Annotated in this window: 15 protein-coding genes; 6 read left to right on the top strand and 9 right to left on the bottom strand. The window is 59.1% G+C overall.

Going from position 1 to position 19,725, the window contains the following annotated elements; genetic code table 11:
* Window positions 1–2: 2 nt before the first annotated feature.
* Window positions 3–278 carry an HU family DNA-binding protein gene (locus IZV00_RS02495; protein ID WP_196225624.1) on the bottom strand — a complete coding sequence of 92 codons (276 nt, stop codon included), beginning with the start codon at window positions 276–278 and terminating at the stop codon, window positions 3–5.
* Window positions 279–458: 180 nt separating this feature from the next.
* Here IZV00_RS02495 and IZV00_RS02490 point away from each other — a divergent pair, with 180 nt between their 5' ends.
* Genes IZV00_RS02490 through IZV00_RS02480 form a run of 3 tightly spaced genes read left to right on the top strand, consistent with a single transcriptional unit; the run spans window position 459 to window position 2,620 of the window.
* Window positions 459–1,091, top strand: coding sequence for an acyl-homoserine-lactone synthase (locus IZV00_RS02490; RefSeq protein WP_230463278.1), 633 nt, complete (start codon window positions 459–461; stop codon window positions 1,089–1,091).
* The gene (locus IZV00_RS02485) at window positions 1,091–1,996 is read left to right on the top strand and encodes a phytanoyl-CoA dioxygenase family protein (protein ID WP_196225623.1); all 906 of its coding nucleotides are present in this window, start codon (window positions 1,091–1,093) and stop codon (window positions 1,994–1,996) included. Before IZV00_RS02490 ends, IZV00_RS02485 begins: the two co-directional genes overlap by 1 nt.
* 12 nt (window positions 1,997–2,008) lie before the next feature.
* Window positions 2,009–2,620 (top strand): GntR family transcriptional regulator, encoded by a 612-nt coding sequence (locus IZV00_RS02480; RefSeq protein ID WP_196225622.1) that lies wholly within the window; start codon window positions 2,009–2,011, stop codon window positions 2,618–2,620.
* A 362-nt stretch (window positions 2,621–2,982) separates the two neighbouring features.
* Here IZV00_RS02480 and IZV00_RS02475 read toward each other — a convergent pair whose 3' ends face one another.
* Window positions 2,983–5,241 carry a glycoside hydrolase family 3 N-terminal domain-containing protein gene (locus tag IZV00_RS02475; protein ID WP_196225621.1) on the bottom strand — a complete coding sequence of 753 codons (2,259 nt, stop codon included), beginning with the start codon at window positions 5,239–5,241 and terminating at the stop codon, window positions 2,983–2,985.
* A 201-nt stretch (window positions 5,242–5,442) separates the two neighbouring features.
* Between IZV00_RS02475 and IZV00_RS02470 the strand changes: the two genes are divergently transcribed.
* Complete coding sequence (locus IZV00_RS02470; protein ID WP_097093137.1) at window positions 5,443–5,727, top strand: hypothetical protein; 285 nt, start codon at window positions 5,443–5,445, stop codon at window positions 5,725–5,727.
* Between the two features lie 61 nt (window positions 5,728–5,788).
* Here IZV00_RS02470 and IZV00_RS02465 read toward each other — a convergent pair whose 3' ends face one another.
* The 7 genes from IZV00_RS02465 to xylB all read right to left on the bottom strand — a co-directional run bounded on the left by IZV00_RS02465 (window position 5,789) and on the right by xylB (window position 17,093).
* Entirely contained in the window at window positions 5,789–6,475 is a 687-nt protein-coding gene (locus tag IZV00_RS02465; protein ID WP_196225620.1) for a TetR/AcrR family transcriptional regulator, read from the bottom strand.
* Window positions 6,476–6,564: 89 nt separating this feature from the next.
* A complete protein-coding gene (locus tag IZV00_RS02460) occupies window positions 6,565–8,085 on the bottom strand; it encodes a GH39 family glycosyl hydrolase (RefSeq protein WP_230463275.1) in 1,521 nt (506 codons plus the stop codon).
* Window positions 8,086–8,135: 50 nt separating this feature from the next.
* Entirely contained in the window at window positions 8,136–10,433 is a 2,298-nt protein-coding gene (locus IZV00_RS02455) for a glycoside hydrolase family 3 N-terminal domain-containing protein (protein ID WP_230463274.1), read from the bottom strand.
* Window positions 10,434–10,685: 252 nt separating this feature from the next.
* Complete coding sequence (locus tag IZV00_RS02450) at window positions 10,686–13,055, bottom strand: TonB-dependent receptor (RefSeq protein ID WP_196225619.1); 2,370 nt, start codon at window positions 13,053–13,055, stop codon at window positions 10,686–10,688.
* 414 nt (window positions 13,056–13,469) lie between these two features.
* Complete coding sequence (locus IZV00_RS02445; RefSeq protein WP_196225618.1) at window positions 13,470–14,327, bottom strand: aldose 1-epimerase; 858 nt, start codon at window positions 14,325–14,327, stop codon at window positions 13,470–13,472.
* Entirely contained in the window at window positions 14,327–15,640 is a 1,314-nt protein-coding gene (gene xylA, locus IZV00_RS02440) for a xylose isomerase (protein WP_196225617.1), read from the bottom strand. Before xylA ends, IZV00_RS02445 begins: the two co-directional genes overlap by 1 nt.
* Window positions 15,618–17,093, bottom strand: a complete 1,476-nt coding sequence (xylB, locus tag IZV00_RS02435) for a xylulokinase (protein WP_196225616.1) — start codon at window positions 17,091–17,093, stop codon at window positions 15,618–15,620. The genes xylA and xylB overlap by 23 nt, the downstream gene beginning before the upstream one ends.
* Window positions 17,094–17,200: 107 nt before the next feature.
* On the opposite strand from xylB, the gene IZV00_RS02430 reads away from it, so the two are divergent.
* Window positions 17,201–18,247: a LacI family DNA-binding transcriptional regulator gene (locus tag IZV00_RS02430; protein WP_196225615.1), complete on the top strand. Its 1,047-nt coding sequence runs from the start codon at window positions 17,201–17,203 to the stop codon at window positions 18,245–18,247.
* Between the two features lie 64 nt (window positions 18,248–18,311).
* Window positions 18,312–19,715 carry a sugar porter family MFS transporter gene (locus tag IZV00_RS02425; RefSeq protein ID WP_196225614.1) on the top strand — a complete coding sequence of 468 codons (1,404 nt, stop codon included), beginning with the start codon at window positions 18,312–18,314 and terminating at the stop codon, window positions 19,713–19,715.
* Window positions 19,716–19,725 lie beyond the last annotated feature (10 nt).

Here is a 19,725-nt window from a genome sequence, read left to right as displayed (position 1 = left end):
TGTCAGCCGTTGACCTTGTCCTTGAGGGCCTTGGCCGGCTGGAAACTGACTTTCTTGGAAGCTGCGATGGTCATGCTTTCCCCCGTACGCGGATGCTTGCCCTCGCGCGCGGCGCTCTGCTTGATCTTGAACTTGCCGAACCCAGCCAGCGACACTTCATCGCCGCGGACGGCCGCATCGGCAATGGCGGCCAATGCGGCGTCGATGATCTTCTTAACGTCGGCCTTCGTCGCGCCCTGCGCCGCCGCGACAGCCTCGATCAATTCGGTTCCGGTCATTGTTACCCTTTCATCAGGAAATTGCGGGACTCCGACGTGCCAGACGAGCCTCTGAAGGTCGAGGCCGAATCGGCAGGCATTCGCGCCAGAGCATCTCGAAGTGAGCGCTATACCAATATCCAGGTATGGCCGCTTTTCGGCTGATCTGGTCCGCTTCGCTCTCCAACATGGGAGGTGGACATGTTCGAACATTCGAACAAAAGCATGATTTACGGCGCAGAAGGCGCGGCGATGCGCGCGATGTTCAGGGCCCGCAAGGAAGTGTTCATCGATCTGCTGGGCTGGGACCTGCCTGTCCTGGCCGGGGAATATGAGCTTGACCAGTTTGACGGGCCCGGCGCCGAATATGTGATACTCACCGACCGGGACGGTGCGCACCGCGCCTCAGCGCGGCTACTCCCAACCGACACGGATCATCTTCTCTCCGCTTGCTTCCCCATGCTTTGCGCGGCGCCGCCGCCCTCGGGGCCGGCGGTCAGAGAGATCACCCGCTTCTGCCTGAGCCGGCACCACCGAGGGGCGGCGCGGCGCCTTGCACGCAATCAGCTGGTGACCGCCCTGGCGGAATATGGGCTCGCGCATGACCTGACTGGCTTTACCGGTGTGGCTGCGCCAGCCTGGTCCGAGCAGATCATGACTTTCGGGTGGCGCTGCAAGCCCCTGGGACCAGTGGTCTCCGTGGCGGGCCAGGCATTGGTCGCGATCCATATCGAGATCGATGGCGACACCATTGCCGGACTTAAGCGTACGGGCGTGTACGAACCGCCGCGCCTCCCGGAGCAGCTATCAGCTGTTGCACAGGAGCGCGCGTGATGGCCCGATCACCATCTGTGACGGTCGCTGCCGGCGCTTGGACACAGAAACTGCTGAAGCAGGGCTATTGCATCATCCCTGACCTTCTGCCGCTCGAGAAAATAGCAGCGCTCGAAGCGGATCTGTCGCCGGTCTTTTCAGCAGCGCCCTTCTGCAAAGGCGGATTCTACGGAGAGCGGACAAAAAGATTTGGTTCGCTGCTGAGGCGGTCACTCCATGCCGCCGACCTCGTCACCCACCCCGTCCTTCTCGACATGGCAAATGCCATTCTGGGCGAGGCATGCGACCGCATCCAAATGAACGTTGCACAAGCGATCGAAATTCATCCGGGCGCCTTGGCCCAGGTTCCGCACCGCGATCACGACATGTGGCAAGGCGAAAAAGGGAAGCACGAATATCTGGTCAACGTCATCTGGCCGCTTTCGCCCTTCACGAAGGAGAATGGCGGCACGGAATTCTACCCGCGCAGCCATGGCGCGCACGGGATCACGCAAAGTCATCCCGCCCCGCCGGTCATAGCTGAATGCCTTCCCGGATCAGCAATCTGTTTTCTAGGGTCCACCCTTCACGGTGCCGGCGCCAATGTCAGCTCGGCTCCGCGACGAGCAGTCATATTCGGTTATTCGCTCGGATGGCTCAAGCCCTATGAAAATCTCTGGCTTGCCTATCCGCCTGAAATCGCCCGGACTTTCAGCATCGAGCTGGCGGGTTTGGCGGGCTACGCTCAACATCGACCCAATTTGGGAAATTATGAGGGACGCTGTCCTTCCCTCTTGTTAAGCGACGACGTCTCCCCTCTTCCTGGCGCCATTGACGCCCTGCGGCCCGACCAGGAGATGATGGTTGAGGATATTCTCGCAAGACAACGCAGTGGAGAGGTTCGGCCATGGCTGGATAACCCTTGAGGCGGAACCCCGATGAGCCCCGCCCCTGTCCTTGAGCGAGTCTATGTCGCAGTGAAGGCGAGATTGCGTGCAGGACATTATCCCATGGGATATCGCTTGGAGGCTTCACGCATCGCCGATGAACTTCATGCCAGCATGACGCCGGTGAGAGACGTCCTCAATCGTCTTGCCGGCGAGCGGCTCGTCCAAGTCTCTCCGGGTGACGGCTTCTTTGTACCGACGCTTGATGAAGCCACCATCCGTGACCTTCTGGAATGGAACGGCTATGTCCTTCTTCATGTGCTACGGTTGAATTTGCCGCAGGCGGAGGAGACTGCCTCGCTACGCTACCCGATGAACACCGCCGAGAGGACAGCAGATCTTTTCCTTCGAATAGCTAGACGGCAGGACAATCGGGAGTTAGTTGCTGCCATAGCCTCGAACAATGACCGTCTTGCTCCCCTTCGCGCAGTGGAAGATAGGATCTTCGGCGATGTCGCACTTGAGGTCACCATGCTGACAGACGCTTTCAACCTGGAAGACATCAAGAGCCTCACATCCCTGGTGCGAAGCTACCATCGGCGGCGGAAGCGAAAGGCCAGCCGCTATGTCCAGGTGCTCAAGGGTGAGTTCGCTCGCATCTAGCACGGCCGGACATTTCAATGCTGAAACGAGCGTTGCTTTGCAAAGCTCCGCAGAGGCAGATCCGAGAATCAAGCTCGAAAATAATATAAGTCGCAGCCGCTTAGTCCTATCGAAGCTGGACTTCGAGAAAAGTCATATGGGGATTCGGATCTAGCATGCGCAAACTTATGGACGAGAATATCTCTAAAAGCCTAGTTGCTGAGAAATGTCTTGGACATATAACCGCAACTATATTTCTCGGCGTGCCAGCGGCCTTAGCTCCTCCACAACTGCTGACAACACAAAATGGAGGATGAGGCGTGCGTGCCTCATGAGGCGACCCACGCTTTGATTAACTGCCGCTAGCGCTTAGGCAGGCGAGATCACGATACCTCGAACTCTCCGGCGAGACCGGCAGCTTCGGCGGATGGTGCGATCCACAGCTTGAACTTGCCCGCTTCGATCACAGGCTTCAGGTCAACACCAAGGAAGGCAAGATCAGTGATCGCAAGGTCAAATGTAAGCTGCTGAGAACGACCAGGTGCCAGATCGACATGCTTATAAGCCTTGAGCTGCCGGATGGGCTGAGTTACGCTTGCAACGACATCCTGCACATATAGCTGCACCAATTCCTTGGCCGCATATTTCCCGTCATTCTTGACCGTCACCATCACCCGTAAACGGCCATTCTTCGGGATCTGCTTGGAGGACATGACAAGATCGGCATAGCTGATTTTCCCATATGTCAGGCCATGGCCGAACGGGAAACGAGCCTCATATTTCGATGTAATGTATCGCGCGTTGGCTGGACGACCCGGCCGACGATGCGCGTAATAATAAGGCACCTGCCCCGCCGAAATAGGAAAGCTGACGGGGAGGCGCCCTGATGGTCCTGTAGCTCCGAATAGGATATCTGCGACGGCATTACCCATTTCCGAACCTAGGAACCAGGTGACGAGGATCGCCGGGGCGTTGAGGATCGGACCTTCCAACGCGAGCGCGCGCCCGTTGCGAAGCGCTACGACCATCGGCTTACCGGCGGCAGCGACTGCCTCGGCCAAGGCCTGTTGCGGGGCAGGGACCACAATGATGTCGCGCGAGGCGCCCTCGCCCGACATCGCTTCGCGTTCGCCAACGGCAAGGATGATGATATCCGCCGCGCGGGCGGCCGCCACGGCTGCATCGATCCCGCCGTCAATCGGAGCCGTGATCTCGCTACCCTTCACCACGGTAACGAGCGAAGGGTCGCTGACCGCCGCTCGCACGGCACTGGCAAGATCGACCGCTTCCTTATTGTCGGCAAAGAGCGTCCAAGGCCCGTGCAGATTGCTGGGGCCCTCCGCAAAGGGGCCGATGATGGCGATCCGCTTGCCCTTGCGCGGCAAAGGCAAAAGGTCGCCATCATTCTTCAGCATGACGATAGAGCGTTGGGCCGCCTCGCGTGCGAGCGAGAGGGTCGGCTTGGTGCGCATGCGCACCTGCTGGCGCTTCAGGTCCATCCGCCGGAAAGGATCTTCGAACAGACCGAGCCTTTCCTTGAGTGCGAGGACGCGGCCGACCGCCTCGTCCACCCGCTCCATCGGCACTTCGCCCGCCTGCACCAACGAAGGCAGATGATCGCGGTAGATGCCGCTGGCCATGCTCATGTCGAGCCCTGCCATGATGGCGATCCGCGCGGCGTCCCTTGCGTCGGCTGCAAGGCCCCGCGCGGCGATTTCAACATCGCCATTATAGTCGCCGACGACCAGCCCATCGAAGCCCATCTCACCGCGCAATATGTCGGTCAGGAACTCACGGCCGCCATGGATTGGACGACCAGCGATATCCTCGAACGCGGCCATGACCGTGGCGCAGCCTGCATCCACGGCGGCCTGGAACGGTGGCAAATAGACTTCGCGCAGCGTGCGTTCCGAAATGTCCGCCGTGTTATAGTCCAGCCCGCTTTCTGCAGCCCCATAAGCCACAAAATGCTTCATGCAGGCGGCAACTGAAGCGTCGTCGGCAAGAGAGCGGCCCTGAAAGCCGCGGGTCCGCGCACGAGCCATGTCGCTCGACAGCAGCACATCCTCGCCCGCCCCTTCGACCGTACGGCCCCAGCGTGCGTCCCGGCCTATGTCCACCATCGGCGCAAAGACCCAGTCGAAACCGGTTGCCGCCATTTCTTCGGCGGCCGCACGGGCGGTGCGCTCGGCAAGGTCCGGGTCGAAGCTTGCCGCTTCCCCGAGCGGCACCGGGAAAACCGTGCGGTAACCGTGGATCACATCGCCCGCGAAGATCATGGGAATGCCAAGGCGGCCCTTCATCGCTGCGGTCTGAAGCTTGCGATGCGCCTCGACCCCGAAACCGTTGAACACGCCGCCCAGCCGCCCGGCCTGCGCGTCGTCCGTTAAATTCTCGACGTTGCGCAAGGCCGCTTCCGGATTGATCTTTGCTGCTGCTGCTGATGTCCAAGGCGTGGGCATAAGCGTCAGCTGCCCCGCCTTTTCTTCGATTGTCATCTGAGCGATCAGCGACTTGACCCGGCCGGAAAGCGGACGGCGGGCAGCGGCCATCGCAGCGGGGATTCCCGAGGCCTGCCATGCGAAAAGGCAGGCGGAGCTGATCAGGACAGACCTGCGGCTGACATTGGGCTGGCGCAGCATTTTCAGGCAACTCCAGTAAAAAGAACGCCAAGGACCCGGAACACCTTCCGCTTCGCGACCGCCTTCATCACCTCACCCCTACTCAACGTTGTTCAGCAACGGGCAAGGCATAGCGCTTTATCACGGGAGAAGTAAACAGGTTCGTTGCATTAAACCAACATCCTGCTAAATAGTTTGCCACTCATTGACGGAGAGAGAAAAATGAAGAAATTGATCTTGGTCGCCGCGGTAGTCGCGATGGCACCCCTGCCCGCTTTTGCTCAGGCAGCTTATTCAAGCTCGACGACCGAAATCGGCGCCCTGCTTGACGATCCCGCTGCAAAGGCTGTTTTGGAAAAGCACGTTCCCGGCATGACCACGAATGATCAGGTCGATATGGCTCGTTCGATGACGTTGAAGGATATTCAGCAATATTCGCCGGATCAGATCACGGACAAGGTACTTGCCGATGTCGACGCCGACCTCGCCAAACTGAAGGCCAAGTAAGCCTCGCGCGATTGGCCGGCTGTCATATGCTCCGGCCAATCGTGTCAACCAGGCCAATACTTTACCAACTGTCCCTACCACGCAACAGCACGTCCACCGCCTGAGACGCGAATTCCGCCGCTTCTTCAGTGCTGATCTCGCGCACCGTTTCCTCGGTCCTGCGCCACCCCTGGATCATACTCAACAACTGCAGCGCTACGCGCTTGGGCTCCTTAGGAGGCACAGCATCGTTCTGCGTCCCTATGATGATTTCGTTCGTGAGGAAGCCGAGCTCGTAATTGTAGCCGAGGTTGTAGAAAGATTCAGCGATCTCGGGGAAGCGATGGGCCGTCGTCAAGATCAACCGATCAAATTGCCGAACTTCAGGGTTGGCAAGCATGTGGACAAAGGTCTGGGCGTGCCGCTTCAGGCTTTCGGGAAATGCCTCGGGCACCTCGCTGTTGCGGGCACTTGCTTCGTTAGACCAGGTGCGGATGCGATCTTCCACTACAGACTTTATCAACGCTTCCTTGGTCGAATGACGGATGTACAATGTTCGTTTGGAAACACCGGCCGCCTGCGCCACCGCTTCCATCGAGGTTGCTTCATAGCCGAGCGACAGGAACATTTCCTTCGCCGCTGACAGAATAGCTTCCTCTATCTCGCCCGCTTTCTTGGTTGGCGGGCGTCCCATGCGCCTACTAACCCGCGTGGCTTGAGGTTTAGGCTTTGCGTCAACCGGCGAACCGCGCTTCTTCGATTCCTTCACCCAGATGTCCCGTCTTCGTTAGGCAGTCTCACTTATGAAGTTATCGCCTGCACCACAAGACGCCCACAAAAGCGAATTTAGGCTTCTATTCATTCAAACATTTCAACCAATGCGACGCCTTCAGGCGGCAGGTCCAGCGTCAAGACGCCCTCTTTATCCAGGCGCCGCGTTTCCGGCGGCGCGAGTTCGGCAGCCCGGCGGATCTGATCGATTTGATCCTTTCTGGGATATTGCGGCGACCCCAATTCTCGCCACTTCGGGAGAGGCGAACCCCGCTCCTGATCGACATAGCTGACCCGCACGCTCTTTCCTGGAGAAGCGCCCTTCAGCTTGACCTTAATCTTCTTGCGTTCGCCCGTGACGATCCGCTCGTTGCTCATGCCCGGTATCCCGGAAGGCTGCTTCACTTCGGCAAGATTCCATATCAGTGCAGCTGCGCCGTTCCTGGTCTTGCTCGCAAGAGCCGGTCCGGTGGTCGCCAGCCTGCGCTGACCCAGCCGGTGCAGCAGCTTGTAGGTGTTGAAGGACGGGCGCGGGATGCCGCGCTGGGCGATCATGCCCCAGCCGCCGTCGCCTTCCTTCAGGATGAAATTGGGGAAGTTGATCTCTTCGAACACATTGCTGATGCACCATTGCGACATGGCGTGGCAGTAAGGCAGGCAATTGCTGATGACATGGGCGATCATCGCGGGACTGTCCGACGACCATTCCGATAGCCACAGTTCCGCGCCCTTGTATAGCGTCGCGTCGATCTGGCTCCGTACCTTGGCCATGGCTGCGGGGATCACATCCTTGTGAGGAATTTTATTCGCCTCGCCAAACAGTTCCTTCTGGTCATCGCCCGCATAGATATGCGTCGAAACAAAATCGACGGGCAGATTTTCCTGAGCGCAAAAGCCGAGAAACTCCGGCATCCATTGTGCCGCCGCGGTGGAGGGGCCGCCCACGCGCAACTTGGGGTCTATTGCCTTGATCGCGCGCGCCGCGGCCTTGTACATAGCGAAATAGTCCGCTTGCGTACCGCTGAAGAACCAGCTCAAGTTGGGCTCGTTCCAAACCTCGAAATACCACTGGCGTACTGTGCCCAGACCATAGCGATCGATCAGGTGGCGCACGAAAACGCCGATAAAATCGCCCCATGCCTGCGGCGACGCTGGCGGAGTGATATTGGCGTTGTAGGTGAAATTCAGCTTTGTGTTCCCGCTGGCGAGCTTCTTGGGCATGAAGCTCAACTCAACGAAAGGCTGCACTCCCCTCGCCAGAACGCCGTCATAGACTTCATCGACATTCTGGAAATTTGGATCCTTGCCGTTCATCCCTCCGGGCCAGACGCCAAGATCATCGTTGAATATGCCGTGAAACCGCACGCGTTCCAGGCCCGTTTCGACCCTGAACCGCTCCAGATCATGCCGCCAACTTTCCCGCATCGTGGCGGAGGCCCGATCCGATCCCGCGCAACGCGACCAGATATGATCCAGCGCGCCCGTCTCGTGGCGAAGATCGATCTCCACATGCTCGGTATCGGTCTGGCCAAAAGACGGCTTAGTAAGAGCAGAAGAAGCCAAGACTGCTGCTCCGGCACCAATTATTTCGCGGCGATCCCACATCATCTTCACTCCTGTGCGCGGTCGGCGCGCGCCACCTTCGCTAATGTCGCTGGTCAGGCAACCGTAAGCTTCACCGACTTCAGATCGACCGAGTTCGGACCGGCGTGAATCGTGAAAGTGCCCGGTTCCACGACATAGTTCATGTCGATGTTCCAGAATGCCAGGCTGTCGGGATCAAGGCGGAACTGCACAGTGCGCTTTTCACCTGGCTTCAAGGTCACCCGTTCAAATCCGCGCAACTCCAGTACCGGTCGCGGCACGGAACTTACATCATCGCGGACATAGAGCTGGACCACTTCATCGCCTGGCCTTTGTCCCGTATTTGTGACGTCCACCTCCACGATTGCTGTTTCGCCGACCGCAATGGTGGCCTTCGAGAGGCGCGGCGCGGTCATCTCGAACGTCGTGTAACTCAGGCCATAGCCGAAAGGAAAAAGCGGCGTCGGCTTGGCTTCTACATAGCGTTGGCCAATCTTGGCTGAAGAATGCTTGTTGTAGAACACTGGCAGGTCGCCAACCGACCGGGGAAAGGTGATCGGCAGTTTGCCACCCGGATTGACCTTGCCGAAAAGCATATCGGCAAAGGCGTTCCCTCCCTCCTGGCCGAGATACCAGCCCTCCACCAGAGCATTGGCCTTTTCGGCCAGGCGACTGACCGTGAGCGGACGCCCGTTGATCAGCAAGGCAACAATCGGCTTGCCTGTCGCGATCATCGCATCCACCAGCGCGTCCTGATCGCCGAACAGGTTCAGGCTGTTACGATCGCCCGGCGCTCCAGCATGGATCGCCTCGCGGGTGATTTCCGGCACGTCGCCGACGACCAACAGGATCACATCTGACCGTTTCGCGACCTCCACAGCCTGGGCTATGCGCGTCGCATTCTCCGCCGGATCGGCGTAGCGCGCGGCGCGGGCGGGCAGATGCTGACCCGTGGGGTCGGGTTTGACAATCTGGACACCTTCGGCATGCTCGATGGAGATCGCTCGCCCGGCAGCCGCTTTCACGCCCGCCAATATCCCCACGGCCTGCGCGTTCACGGATGAATAGCCGCCAAACAATGGCTCAACCGCGTTCGGTCCGATGACTGCGATCTTGCGCGGCTTGGCCGGATCGATCGGCAGCAAACCGTCATTTTTCAGCAGCACCAGAGACTTCTGCGCGACCTTGCGCGCAAGCGCCTTGCTGGCGGGCGCATTGACCTGACGCAGGGCGAGGGATTTGTTCAGATAGGGATTTTCGAACAGACCAGCCTCGAACTTGAGCGCCAAGATGCGGGATACCGCCGCGTCGATGCTGGCTTCGGGAACGCGGCCAGCGCGGACCAGCTCGGGCAACCGTGCATAGGCTTGACCGTCCGGCATTTCGGCATCGATGCCTGCATGAACCGCCAGCACGGCGGCATCATCGTCATTCGCCGCCATATGATGATGCGTGATCAAATTGGTGACCCCGCCATAATCGCTAAAATACGCCCCGCGAAAGCCAAGCCGCTCGCGTCCGGTACGTTGCAGAAGCTCGTAGTTGGCGTGGGAGGGAACGCCCCCAAGCTCGTTGTACGAAGGCATGATCACGGCAGGGTCGGCGTTTTTGATTACCTGCGCGAAGGGTACGAGGAAATTCTCGCGCAGCGTCCGCTCGCTCATGTCGGCTGGACCGATATTGAGCCCGCTCTCGGGTGCGCCGTGAATGAAGTGTTTGAGCGTCACGAACACCTTGTCCGCCGCCAAGGGTCGCTGCCCCTGCTGCCCACGCACTGAGGCGATGCCCATCCGGCTGACCAGATAGGGATCTTCGCTGAAGAATTCCTCGACCCGGCCGAAGCGCGGATCGCGGGCAAGGTCCAGAACCGGACTGAGCGCGACGGTAGCGCCCCGCAGGCGGGCCTCTCGCGCCGCCAGTTCGTACGCCTGCTGGACCAGCGCCGGGTCCCAGGTGCTGCCAAGGCCCAAGGGAATCGGAAAGATAGTCGCGTCTCGCGCCTTCAGGCCATGAGCGGTTTCCTCATGGAACAGGGCTGGGATGCCGAGGCGGGTATTTTCGACAAGGTGCCGCTGGATGGCGTTCACCAAGTCAATCGTTTCCCCCACGGTGCGATAGGCGTCCTTGGCCGACCTGGCCGTACCGTTTGTATCGCTCGGGTTGCCGATCTGCCCGATGCCGCTGACGAAAACCTGCTTCGCCTTTTCTGGTGAGAAATTGTCTCCGTCGAGGAACAACGACTTGGTGTACGCCATCGACCGCATCTGTGCGGCCTTCTCCTCCAGGGTCATCCGGCTCAGCAGATCGCGGACGCGATCTTCGATCCGAGCCTTGGGATCGCGATACACTGCCCTGCCCACACCGCTAGCCATCACGGCTACCGGCGTCGCTAGAGCAGTAGAGGCAATGAACATACGCCGCGTAATTGCGAGCCTATCAGCCAAGATAATTCTCCGTCGGAATGTACCGCCGATCCCGTGCCCTGTAGTCGAGGACCGCTCTCCGCACCTTATAATTGACGGGGTGAGAAGTAAACACGTACGTTGCATTTCGTATGGTACGGCAAGGATGCTCCACCAGAAAAAATATCCCGCCAGCCGAAGGCTGGCGGGAGGTGGAGAGGCTTAGAATTTAAAAGTCCCGGAAAGACCAAATTCCCGCGGGTTGGTTACGTTCACGGTGCGGTAGCCCGAGTCGTAGATGACGCTCGGATCATTGCTCGCTTCGAACGTGCTGTTGTTGATGCTGATGTTCGTGATCCGGTTCTGGTTCAAGAGGTTGCGGACGAACGCCGAGACTTCCCACTTACTTTCTTCGCCACGCAGACCGACAAAGAGATTGACCAGTTCACGCGAAGGATAGCGGAACTGCTGGCGGTCAGAATAGACGCTCGGGCGGTAGGTGAACAGCGCCCGGACGAAGGGTTGCATCGGACCGGAGCCGAAGCGCACTTCCGTATTTGCCGTCAAGCTGAAGTCAGGAATATCGGCCAGCCGCGAATTGCGACTGCAGAAGCTGACATTGTTGACACCGCCGAAGGCCGGGTTCGGGATAACGACTGGTTGGCCAGTGGCAGGATCGATCGTCGTGCAAGGCAGCAGGGCATTCTTATAACGACCCTTGATGTAGGACATGCTGACCGAGAAGTCCCAATTGTCGGTCGGGCGGCCCGCCAAAGTTGCTTCGATGCCCTTGACCGTCGCTTTACCATTATAGTTGTAGTCGGCGGTCGTATCGACGTCGCCATCAGGCGGGCCAACATACACACCATCAGGCTCGCCGTCACCGGTCACATCGATGTTGGTTCCCTGATCAGTCGCAATGCCGGTGAAGCGCGAAATGAAGTTGTCGAACTTCTGATAGAAGGCCGACACGTCAAGAGACAGACGCCGGTCGAGGAAAGCGGTCTTGAACCCTACTTCGAAATTGTCCGAATGTTCCGGCTTGCTGATCGCCAAATCCTCACTGACATTCTGCGGGATGCCGACACCAGCAGTCGACCCGCGGAACGCCCGGCCATAGGATGCATAGACGGTAAGATCGCGGCTGACCTCATAGGTCAAAGATGCCATGCCGGTGAAGGGACGTTCCTTGGACTTATAATCCACGATGGGGAAGGTGCCCGCACCCGGAATTGTGATCGTCGCGAACTGCTGACCGTTGGACATCGTGTAACGGCCTGCCGCTTCGAACGTCAGTTCATCGGTCGGCTTCAACCGCACGCTGCCAGCGAACGCCCAGGTCTTGGATTTGACCGGAACATTGATGAAGCCCGTCACCGGAACGATGGCGACCGGAGCGGGGACACCAGGGAAGCCGACGATATAATCGAGCGGATTTTCGACGGTCACATCGCCGGTCTGATGCGTGTGGAAGACGCTGGCAGTCCAATTGAAGAAGCCTTCATTGTTGGACATCAGGCGGAGTTCAGCCGTATCTACATTATAGGGCGTCCGCGTGAGCTGGGTCGGCGCATAGTTGGCAATGGCGTTGCCAGGATCATTCTCGCTATATTGCGTCAGCTTGGTTTCCTGATGGCCCCCAACGAATGCGAGCGTAACCGGACCCAGGTCATATTTGGCGTCCAGCGTGACGAGGTGCGTGTTGTTGAGGTAGCGCCTGCGGCCTTCGGACAGGCTGAACCGATCATCCAGCCCGATCGGCGGATTGCCGATGGCTGCGCTGCCGGGACCAAAGACCTGCGTGTAAAGGCGGTTATCAGCGTTAAGGTACTGATACATCACGTTGATGTCGAAGCCCTCGGTCGGCTGCAAAGCCACCGACAGGCGAGCGCTTTCGGTACGGCTGCGTGAACGGTCACCGCGGGTGATGTTGCGGACCTGGTTCAGGCGATTGCCATCCACAAGGACGGCAGCACGGATCGCAACCTTGTCGGTCACGAGCGGCAGCGACACGCCGCCCTGGACGTTGTAGCCAGCGTCTTCCGTCGCCGTGCCCTGAATATATCCTTCAATCGTATTCAGGTTGGGACGGCGGGTGCGCAGGGTGATCGCGCCCGACGGCGCTGTACGGCCACGCAGCGCGCCCTGCGGGCCGCGCAGCACTTCGATCTGGTCAATATCGTAGATTGCGGTGAACGCTGTTTGCGCGTCGATAGGCACTTCATTGAAATAGAGGTCAACCGCGGGACCGGTGCCCTGGTCGGGATCGAACGTCACACCTCGAAGCGTTGCTGAATTGGCGCGGCCATTGTCGTTCCGCAATTCAAGCCCCGGAGCAAGCTGCTGCACGTCTTTGACGTCGAAGATCTTCAACTGCTCAATCTGTTCGCCAGTGGCGACGTTGATGCTCATTGGAACATCCTGCAGCGCTTGCGCCCGACGAGTCGCCGTGACGATAATTTCAGTGCTCGACTGATTGGTGCCCGATGAAACATTTCCGGTCACGGTCTGGGCTGCAACTGGCACCGACAGACCAAAAGCAGAACTAGTCACAAGAAGTAACAAGTTTAAATTGCGTGAATGCTTTTGCATTATCCTCTCCCATCTGAAATTATAACATTGGCTTTCAATAATAAATCAGAGCCTCCGGAAACGATCGCTAACTCAACAAGTGTTGATCGTTTGCCTATCTCCGGTTGTCGCGCACGACCTTTGAAACTACGCAGTTGCCCTGAACAGAGACGCAGATCAGACCCGCAGACGAAGCCTCGGTCTGTAAAGCACGCGTTTGGTAGCGCTATCTTGTGCGTAGAAGCGTCGTGGTCGGTTCCTGCATGATTCCCCCTTTCCGCGCGCGACCGGTAAAGTCTACCCAAGCAAATCGAAAAGTAAACTGCTATGGAAACATTTTCCTGATTTGCATCTGAAGCGCGCGCGGGATCAATCAAAACGCGTGCGGTCAGACATCCGTTCACGCCAGCCGCGGCCAAAGACGTAGATAACCGGTTAAAGCTTCTTAAGCCTGGCAGCCCTGAATGAAGTGGTCACTTCAAATATCTCGTAGAGATCCAGCCATCGCATGCTGGACGACATAGAATTCAAGGCATTTGTTGAGTGACTGACCGGCTCGATACAGAAAAAATTCTGGTCTTTTGGAGTATAAACCACCGTATGGGGCAGCGCCTCGCTGGGGTTGATTTGAAGTGACAAATCACGAGAAGGCCAAAGGATCGAGATCGGTCCATGACGATCGGTGTAAACAGTATCAACCTCGCGTTGCGCAACAGCACCGCCCTGCCACCAGTCGATTGCACAATCTCTTTCATCAAGTCTTTGCGGGAGACAGTCCTCGTTATTCTGCCATTCCCCGCGATGGTAACCACGGTAGGCAGCGTCAGGCACGCGTGGAAGATAGGGATGAATTCCCAAGCCTGCCGGCATCAAACTATCACTTAGATTGGTCACCGACAAAGCGATGGTCAATCCATCCTCAGCAAGTTCGAACCGCTGCTCGGCATAATAGCTCCAAGGCCAACCGTCGGCTCGATGGTGTTGACCGATAGTTGCCACGCAGGGGCCATAAGACTGGACAGTCCAAGGTGATAGCCAACCATAACCATGCAGCGTATGAGGATCATCAGAACCGGGGAAGTTCGGAGCGAGTTGTACGTCCATCCCATGCGCTTGAAAGCGGCCAAAGGCTATCCGGTTGGAAAAGGGCACGAGCGGAAAGCAAGCGACATCCAATATGGACGGGCCGCAGACAGGGCGAAACAACGCTTCGCCCTGCCAATCAAACGCCAGGATCGAACCACCTCGTTCCGGCGCCAGCAGCAGCCGATATTCGCCTGCAGTCAGTTCCATCAGAAGCGATTCACCATGTTCTCCAGCCACTCCTGGCGACCGGAACGCGGCTGCGGCGCAAGATCGCGCCCAACCGCGAGATCGGCGATCGAACCCAGCGTTCCCTCGCTCGACCGGATATGCTGACCGAGTTCGCCCTGCCATCCCGCATAGCGCTCAGCACGGAATGCGTCGACGCGTCCATCCTCGATGATTGCGGCTGCCTTTACGAGCGCATGCGCAACCGTGTCGATACCGCCGATATGACCATGGAACAGATCAATCGCATCTACGCTCTGTCGCCGGACCTTCGCGTCGAAATTAAAGCCCCCGTCACTGAAGCCGCCTGCACGGATGATTTCCAACATGGCCAGCGTCAACTCCTCGACCGAGTTGGGGAACTGGTCGGTATCCCAACCATTCTGATGATCGCCGCGATTAGCATCGATCGATCCAAATATGCCCAGCGCCCTAGCCATGGCGATCTCATGCTCGAACGTGTGGCCCGACAGAGTGGCGTGATTCGCCTCGATGTTTACGCGCACCTCGTTTTCCAGGCCGAAGCGCTTCAGGAAGCCGTAAACAGTTTGGGTATCAAAGTCATATTGGTGCTTGGTCGGTTCATGCGGCTTCGGCTCGATGAGGATCGTTCCGGTAAACCCGACACGATGCTTGTGATCGACGACGAGGTTGAGGAAGCGGCCGAAATTCTCCTGCTCGATTCCAATTTCAGTATTGAGGATCGTGTCATAGCCTTCGCGGCCGCCCCACAGCACATAATTTGCCCCGCCCAACCGGTGCGTCGCGTCAAGGGCATCACGAACCTGACTCGCAGCCCACGCATAGACTTCCGGATCGGGATTGGTTGCAGCACCCGCCATGTAGCGCGGGTGGCTGAACAGGTTGGCCGTCCCCCACAGCAGCTTGCGGCGATGTCTGTCCTGCAACTCCTCCAGATGATCAACCGCCTCGGCAAAGCTCTTGCGGAACGCACCGATGGTGTCGGCCTCGGCCATGACGTCGACGTCGTGGAAGCAGTAGAAGGGCACGTCCAGCTTCTCGACGAAGGACAGCGCAGCCTCCCGCTTGGCACGAGCCGCCGCCGTATCGTTTGCGCCTGCATGCCAGGGGCGACGGAAGGTGCCGGCGCCGAACACATCGCTGCCTGGCCAGCAGAAGCTATGCCAGAAGCAGACCGCAAAGCGCAGATGCTCTTCCATGCGCTTGCCCAGGATGACCTTGTCCTTGTCGTACCAGCGATAGGCGAGGTCGTTATTACTCTCCGGCCCCTCGTAGGCGATGGTCGGGAATTCAGCGAAATAGCTGGCGGTCACGGATTTCTCCTTGAAGTGATTGAATGGCGGAATAGGCGGCCCGAAAACGGGCCAGCCGCGGCGCAAGGCGATCGGCTAGCGCGGCGTCGGGCTCTATGATGTGAGAAATGGGGGGCCGGACACAGGCTTCAGCCGCGCTGGCTCCAGTCACAGCCATGAGGGCGAGCTTCGCAGCGCCGAGTGCGGGGCCCACCTCCCCGCCTTCCAGGTAAGCAAGGCGCACATTCAGTGCAGCGGCGATGATCGTGCCCCAATATCGGGATCGCGCACCCCCGCCGATCACCGAAAGCTGTTGGATCTCCGTACCGGCGTCGCGCAGCACGGCGATGCCATCCGCATGAGCGAATGCGACGCCTTCCAGGACAGCCGCTGCGATACGCCCTCTGTCCGTTTCATTGTCGATACCCAGCACAGCGGCCCGCACATGCGGATCATTATGTGGCGTGCGCTCGCCGGAAAGGTAGGGGAGAAATATCTCAGGTCCCACTCCCGCGCCTGCCGCTTCGGCAAGGGCAAAGAATCCGGCCGGGTCATCGGCTCCCGTTGCCTTGACCCCCCAGTCGATGCAGGAGGCCGCAGACAGATGCACGCTCATCTGGTGCCACATATCGGGAAGGCAGTGGCAAAAGGCGTGCACCGCACGTTCAGGGTTAGGGCGAAAAGCCCGCGTCGCCACAAAAATCACGCCAGACGTGCCGAGCGACAGCAGCGCATCGCCTTCGTTGACGACACCGATGCCGACAGCGCCCGCAGCATTATCACCGCCGCCAGCAGCCACCGGCACCCTCGCCATGCCCCACTGCGCCGCGACCTCGTGCCGCAACACGCCCGTAACGGCATTGCCCTCGAACAGCGGAGGCATGTGATTTCTCGAAAGGCCGGTGGCTCCAAGCATGACCTCGCTCCAGTCTCGCGCCGCCACATCCAGCCACAATGTTCCGGCGCTATCGGACAGGTCAGACGCCATGTCGCCGGTCATGCAAAGGCGCACATAATCCTTGGGCAACAAAATTTTATCGACGCGTTCGAAGATCTCAGGTTCATGCTCCGTCACCCACAGCAATTTGGGTGCGGTGAACCCAGGCATGGCAAGGTTGCCTGTGATGGAGCGCGATTCAGGAACCCGTTGCTCAAGTTGGCGGCATGCGTCTGAACTACGGCCATCATTCCAAAGAATGGCTGGCCTCAGCGGACGATGATCTGCGCCTAGCAGGGTGGCGCCGTGCATCTGCCCAGCAAGGCCCACCCCTAGCACCCGCGCCCGGAGATCTTCAGGAAGCGCAAGAACCGCGGCCTCGGTCGCCTGCCACCAATGATCGGGATCCTGCTCTGACCAACCCGGGAACGGGCGGCAAACGCCCAACGGGGCGGTTCCGGCAGCCATGACCGCTCCGCTCTCCGCAACGATGACCGCCTTAACCCCTGACGTTCCGATATCTATGCCGAGATACATCCAGCTCCATCCTCCCGCCTTTAGGTAGCGCTACCATGAGGTATTGCGCAAGAGGCTTGCTCAACCGTCTCTGGCCGAATAGTCGATAAGACCAAGGGGAGCAGACCATGGCCGCCAGAAAAAATTTGCGCAGGAGAACCGAAGGGCCGACCGTTGCCGATGTGGCGCGGATTGCTGGAGTGTCCCCGATGACGGTTTCCCGGGTCATCAACCGCGATCAGCGCGTGAGGGAGACGACCCGCAAGAAGGTCGAAGAAACGATATCAGCCATCGGCTATGTGCCAAACGCAGCAGCCCGCTCCCTTGCTGGTGGGAAGCAATGCCGCATCGTCCTACTCTACCGCAATCCCAGCGCGGCCTATTTAAGCGAATTTCTCCTCGGTAGCCTCCATTCAGCACGGGAGAATGAAGCCGAACTGATCGTCGATGAGCATGATCCAGAGGAACTGCCCGCGAGCCTTGCTGCCCGGCTGGCTGCTCAGCGCATCGACGCGGTCCTGTTGCCGCCACCACTTTGCAATGACGGCGAATTGCTGGGCGCCCTCCAGAAAAGCGGCCTCGCCGTGGCTCAAGTGGCCTCAGGACAGCCGGCGCCTTCCTCTCACGCCGTCCTGATAGATGATGAGGAAGCTGCTTTCGCTATGACACAGCATATTCTTGCCCGCGGTCACCGCCGGATAGGATTTGCTGCAGGCGACCCCAACCAGACCGCCAGCCACCTCCGACGGAAAGGCTATGAACGCGCTTTGCTTCTGGCGGGTATCGCGCCGGAAGAGGAACTGATCGCACAGGGCAATTTTACCTATCGCGGCGGTCTGATAGCCGCGTCATCCCTGCTCGACCAGCCATCACCGCCCAGCGCGATCTTCGCTGCGAATGACGATATGGCGGCTGGTCTCATCAGCGCCGCGCATCAACGCGGATTGGACGTACCGCGCGACCTCACGGTTTGCGGGTTTGACGATACGGCAATCGCCACGACCATTTGGCCCGAATTAACCACGGTGCGGCAACCGATTTCGGCGATGGCGAGCCTCGCCATCGACCTGCTTGCTCGCGCTGTCCGGTCCAAACGACCTCTCGCAAGCGCTCAGCCAGAGCATGTCAGACTGGATTTCGAGCTTGTCATACGAGGATCTGACGCAGCGCTATAGGGAGAGACTTGACGGCACCGCCAAGTTCGCCATGTTAGCGCTCACAATCAGGAGGGGTTCAGCTATGCATGGGGCTGCGCAAGAGCGCGTCAATCTGGCGTTGATCGGTCGAATAGTCGCCGTAGCGACGATCGGCGGATTCATGTTCGGATATGATTCGGGGGCCATCAACGGCACGCAGGAAGGGCTTCGGCACACATTCGGTCTCAACGAGGCCCAACTGGGGCTGACCGTCAGCGCCCTGCTTCCAGGGTGCGCTTTGGGCGCTTTCCTCGCCGGTCGTTTCGCCGATATTTGGGGGCGCCGCTCCGTCATGATTGTGGCGGCGATCCTTTTCATCATTAGCGCGGCGGCGTCCGGGGGCGCATTCAGCGCAACGGTCCTGGGAATTGCCCGGTTTTTCGCCGGAATGGCGGTCGGCGCGGCGAGTGTCCTTTCACCCGCCTATATCAGTGAAGTGACTCCCGCACATATTCGCGGAAGGCTGTCGAGCATCCAGCAAGTGATGATCATATCGGGGCTGACGGGCGCATTTCTCGCCAACTACTATCTCGCAGACATAGCTGGGTCGTCACTTGGCACCGCATGGGCCGGACAGCCAGCATGGCGATGGATGTTCTGGGTTCAGGCGCTCCCCGCCCTTTTGTTCCTGGTCGCCTTGTTCGGCATTCCGGAAAGTCCGCGCTTCCTGATTGCCAAGGGACGGCTGCAACAAGCAAGGCTGGTGCTTGATCGCCTTATCGGCCCCCAAGCGGCGGCTGCCAAGATGGATGAGATCGGCGCGTCGCTTTCCCATGATCACCAACCGAGCCTTGCAGATATCCGTAAGCCCGGCGGCGGTTGGCGGAAGATTGTCTGGGTTGGCATTGGCCTTGCCGTGTTCCAGCAACTCGTCGGCATCAACGTCGTCTTCTACTATGGCGCGGTGCTGTGGCAGGCGGTGGGCTTTACAGAGAGCGACGCGCTGAAGATCAACATCCTTTCGGGCGCCGTATCGATCTTGGCCTGCCTGATCTCGATCCTGCTCATCGACCGGATCGGGCGTCGGCCGCTGCTTCTGATCGGCTCTGCGGGCATGACGGTGACGCTTGGAACATTGGCATGGTGCTTCAGTAATGCGACGATAATCGACGGGGTGCTCCGGCTGCCTGAGGGGCTGGGCCTTGTCGCCCTCCTCGCCGCCAACATCTATGTCATATTCTTCAACCTCAGCTGGGGCCCCGTAATGTGGGTCATGCTCGGGGAAATGTTCCCGAACCAGATGCGAGGTTCGGCGCTTGCGGTGGCAGGCGCGGCACAGTGGCTCGCAAACTTCCTCGTAAGTTCGAGCTTCCCCTGGCTGGCGAAGAATATCGGCTTGCCCGTCACCTATGGCGCCTACACTGCCTTTGCCCTGCTGTCGCTGCTGTTCGTTTGGATGACTGTTCGGGAAACGAAGGGACTGGAACTTGAAGCTATGCAGGGTTAGCGGTTTTCCA

Source organism: Sphingobium sp. Cam5-1 (genome assembly GCF_015693305.1).
In the GTDB taxonomy this organism is placed as follows: domain Bacteria; phylum Pseudomonadota; class Alphaproteobacteria; order Sphingomonadales; family Sphingomonadaceae; genus Sphingobium.
The sequence above is the reverse complement of the archived record's forward strand: the minus strand, read 5'-3'. Positions and strand labels throughout refer to the sequence as shown.

What these genes read in the sequence shown, in the direction of transcription:
- IZV00_RS02495 (WP_196225624.1), bottom strand. Translation starts at nt 278, where the DNA reads ATGACCGGAACCGAATTGATCGAGGCTGTCGCGGCGGCGCAGGGCGCG.
- IZV00_RS02490 (WP_230463278.1), top strand. Translation starts at nt 459, where the DNA reads ATGTTCGAACATTCGAACAAAAGCATGATTTACGGCGCAGAAGGCGCG.
- IZV00_RS02485 (WP_196225623.1), top strand. Translation starts at nt 1,091, where the DNA reads ATGGCCCGATCACCATCTGTGACGGTCGCTGCCGGCGCTTGGACACAG.
- IZV00_RS02480 (WP_196225622.1), top strand. Translation starts at nt 2,009, where the DNA reads ATGAGCCCCGCCCCTGTCCTTGAGCGAGTCTATGTCGCAGTGAAGGCG.
- IZV00_RS02475 (WP_196225621.1), bottom strand. Translation starts at nt 5,241, where the DNA reads ATGCTGCGCCAGCCCAATGTCAGCCGCAGGTCTGTCCTGATCAGCTCC.
- IZV00_RS02470 (WP_097093137.1), top strand. Translation starts at nt 5,443, where the DNA reads ATGAAGAAATTGATCTTGGTCGCCGCGGTAGTCGCGATGGCACCCCTG.
- IZV00_RS02460 (WP_230463275.1), bottom strand. Translation starts at nt 8,085, where the DNA reads ATGATGTGGGATCGCCGCGAAATAATTGGTGCCGGAGCAGCAGTCTTG.
- IZV00_RS02455 (WP_230463274.1), bottom strand. Translation starts at nt 10,433, where the DNA reads ATGGCTAGCGGTGTGGGCAGGGCAGTGTATCGCGATCCCAAGGCTCGG.
- IZV00_RS02450 (WP_196225619.1), bottom strand. Translation starts at nt 13,055, where the DNA reads ATGCAAAAGCATTCACGCAATTTAAACTTGTTACTTCTTGTGACTAGT.
- IZV00_RS02445 (WP_196225618.1), bottom strand. Translation starts at nt 14,327, where the DNA reads ATGGAACTGACTGCAGGCGAATATCGGCTGCTGCTGGCGCCGGAACGA.
- xylB (WP_196225616.1), bottom strand. Translation starts at nt 17,093, where the DNA reads ATGTATCTCGGCATAGATATCGGAACGTCAGGGGTTAAGGCGGTCATC.
- IZV00_RS02430 (WP_196225615.1), top strand. Translation starts at nt 17,201, where the DNA reads ATGGCCGCCAGAAAAAATTTGCGCAGGAGAACCGAAGGGCCGACCGTT.
- IZV00_RS02425 (WP_196225614.1), top strand. Translation starts at nt 18,312, where the DNA reads ATGCATGGGGCTGCGCAAGAGCGCGTCAATCTGGCGTTGATCGGTCGA.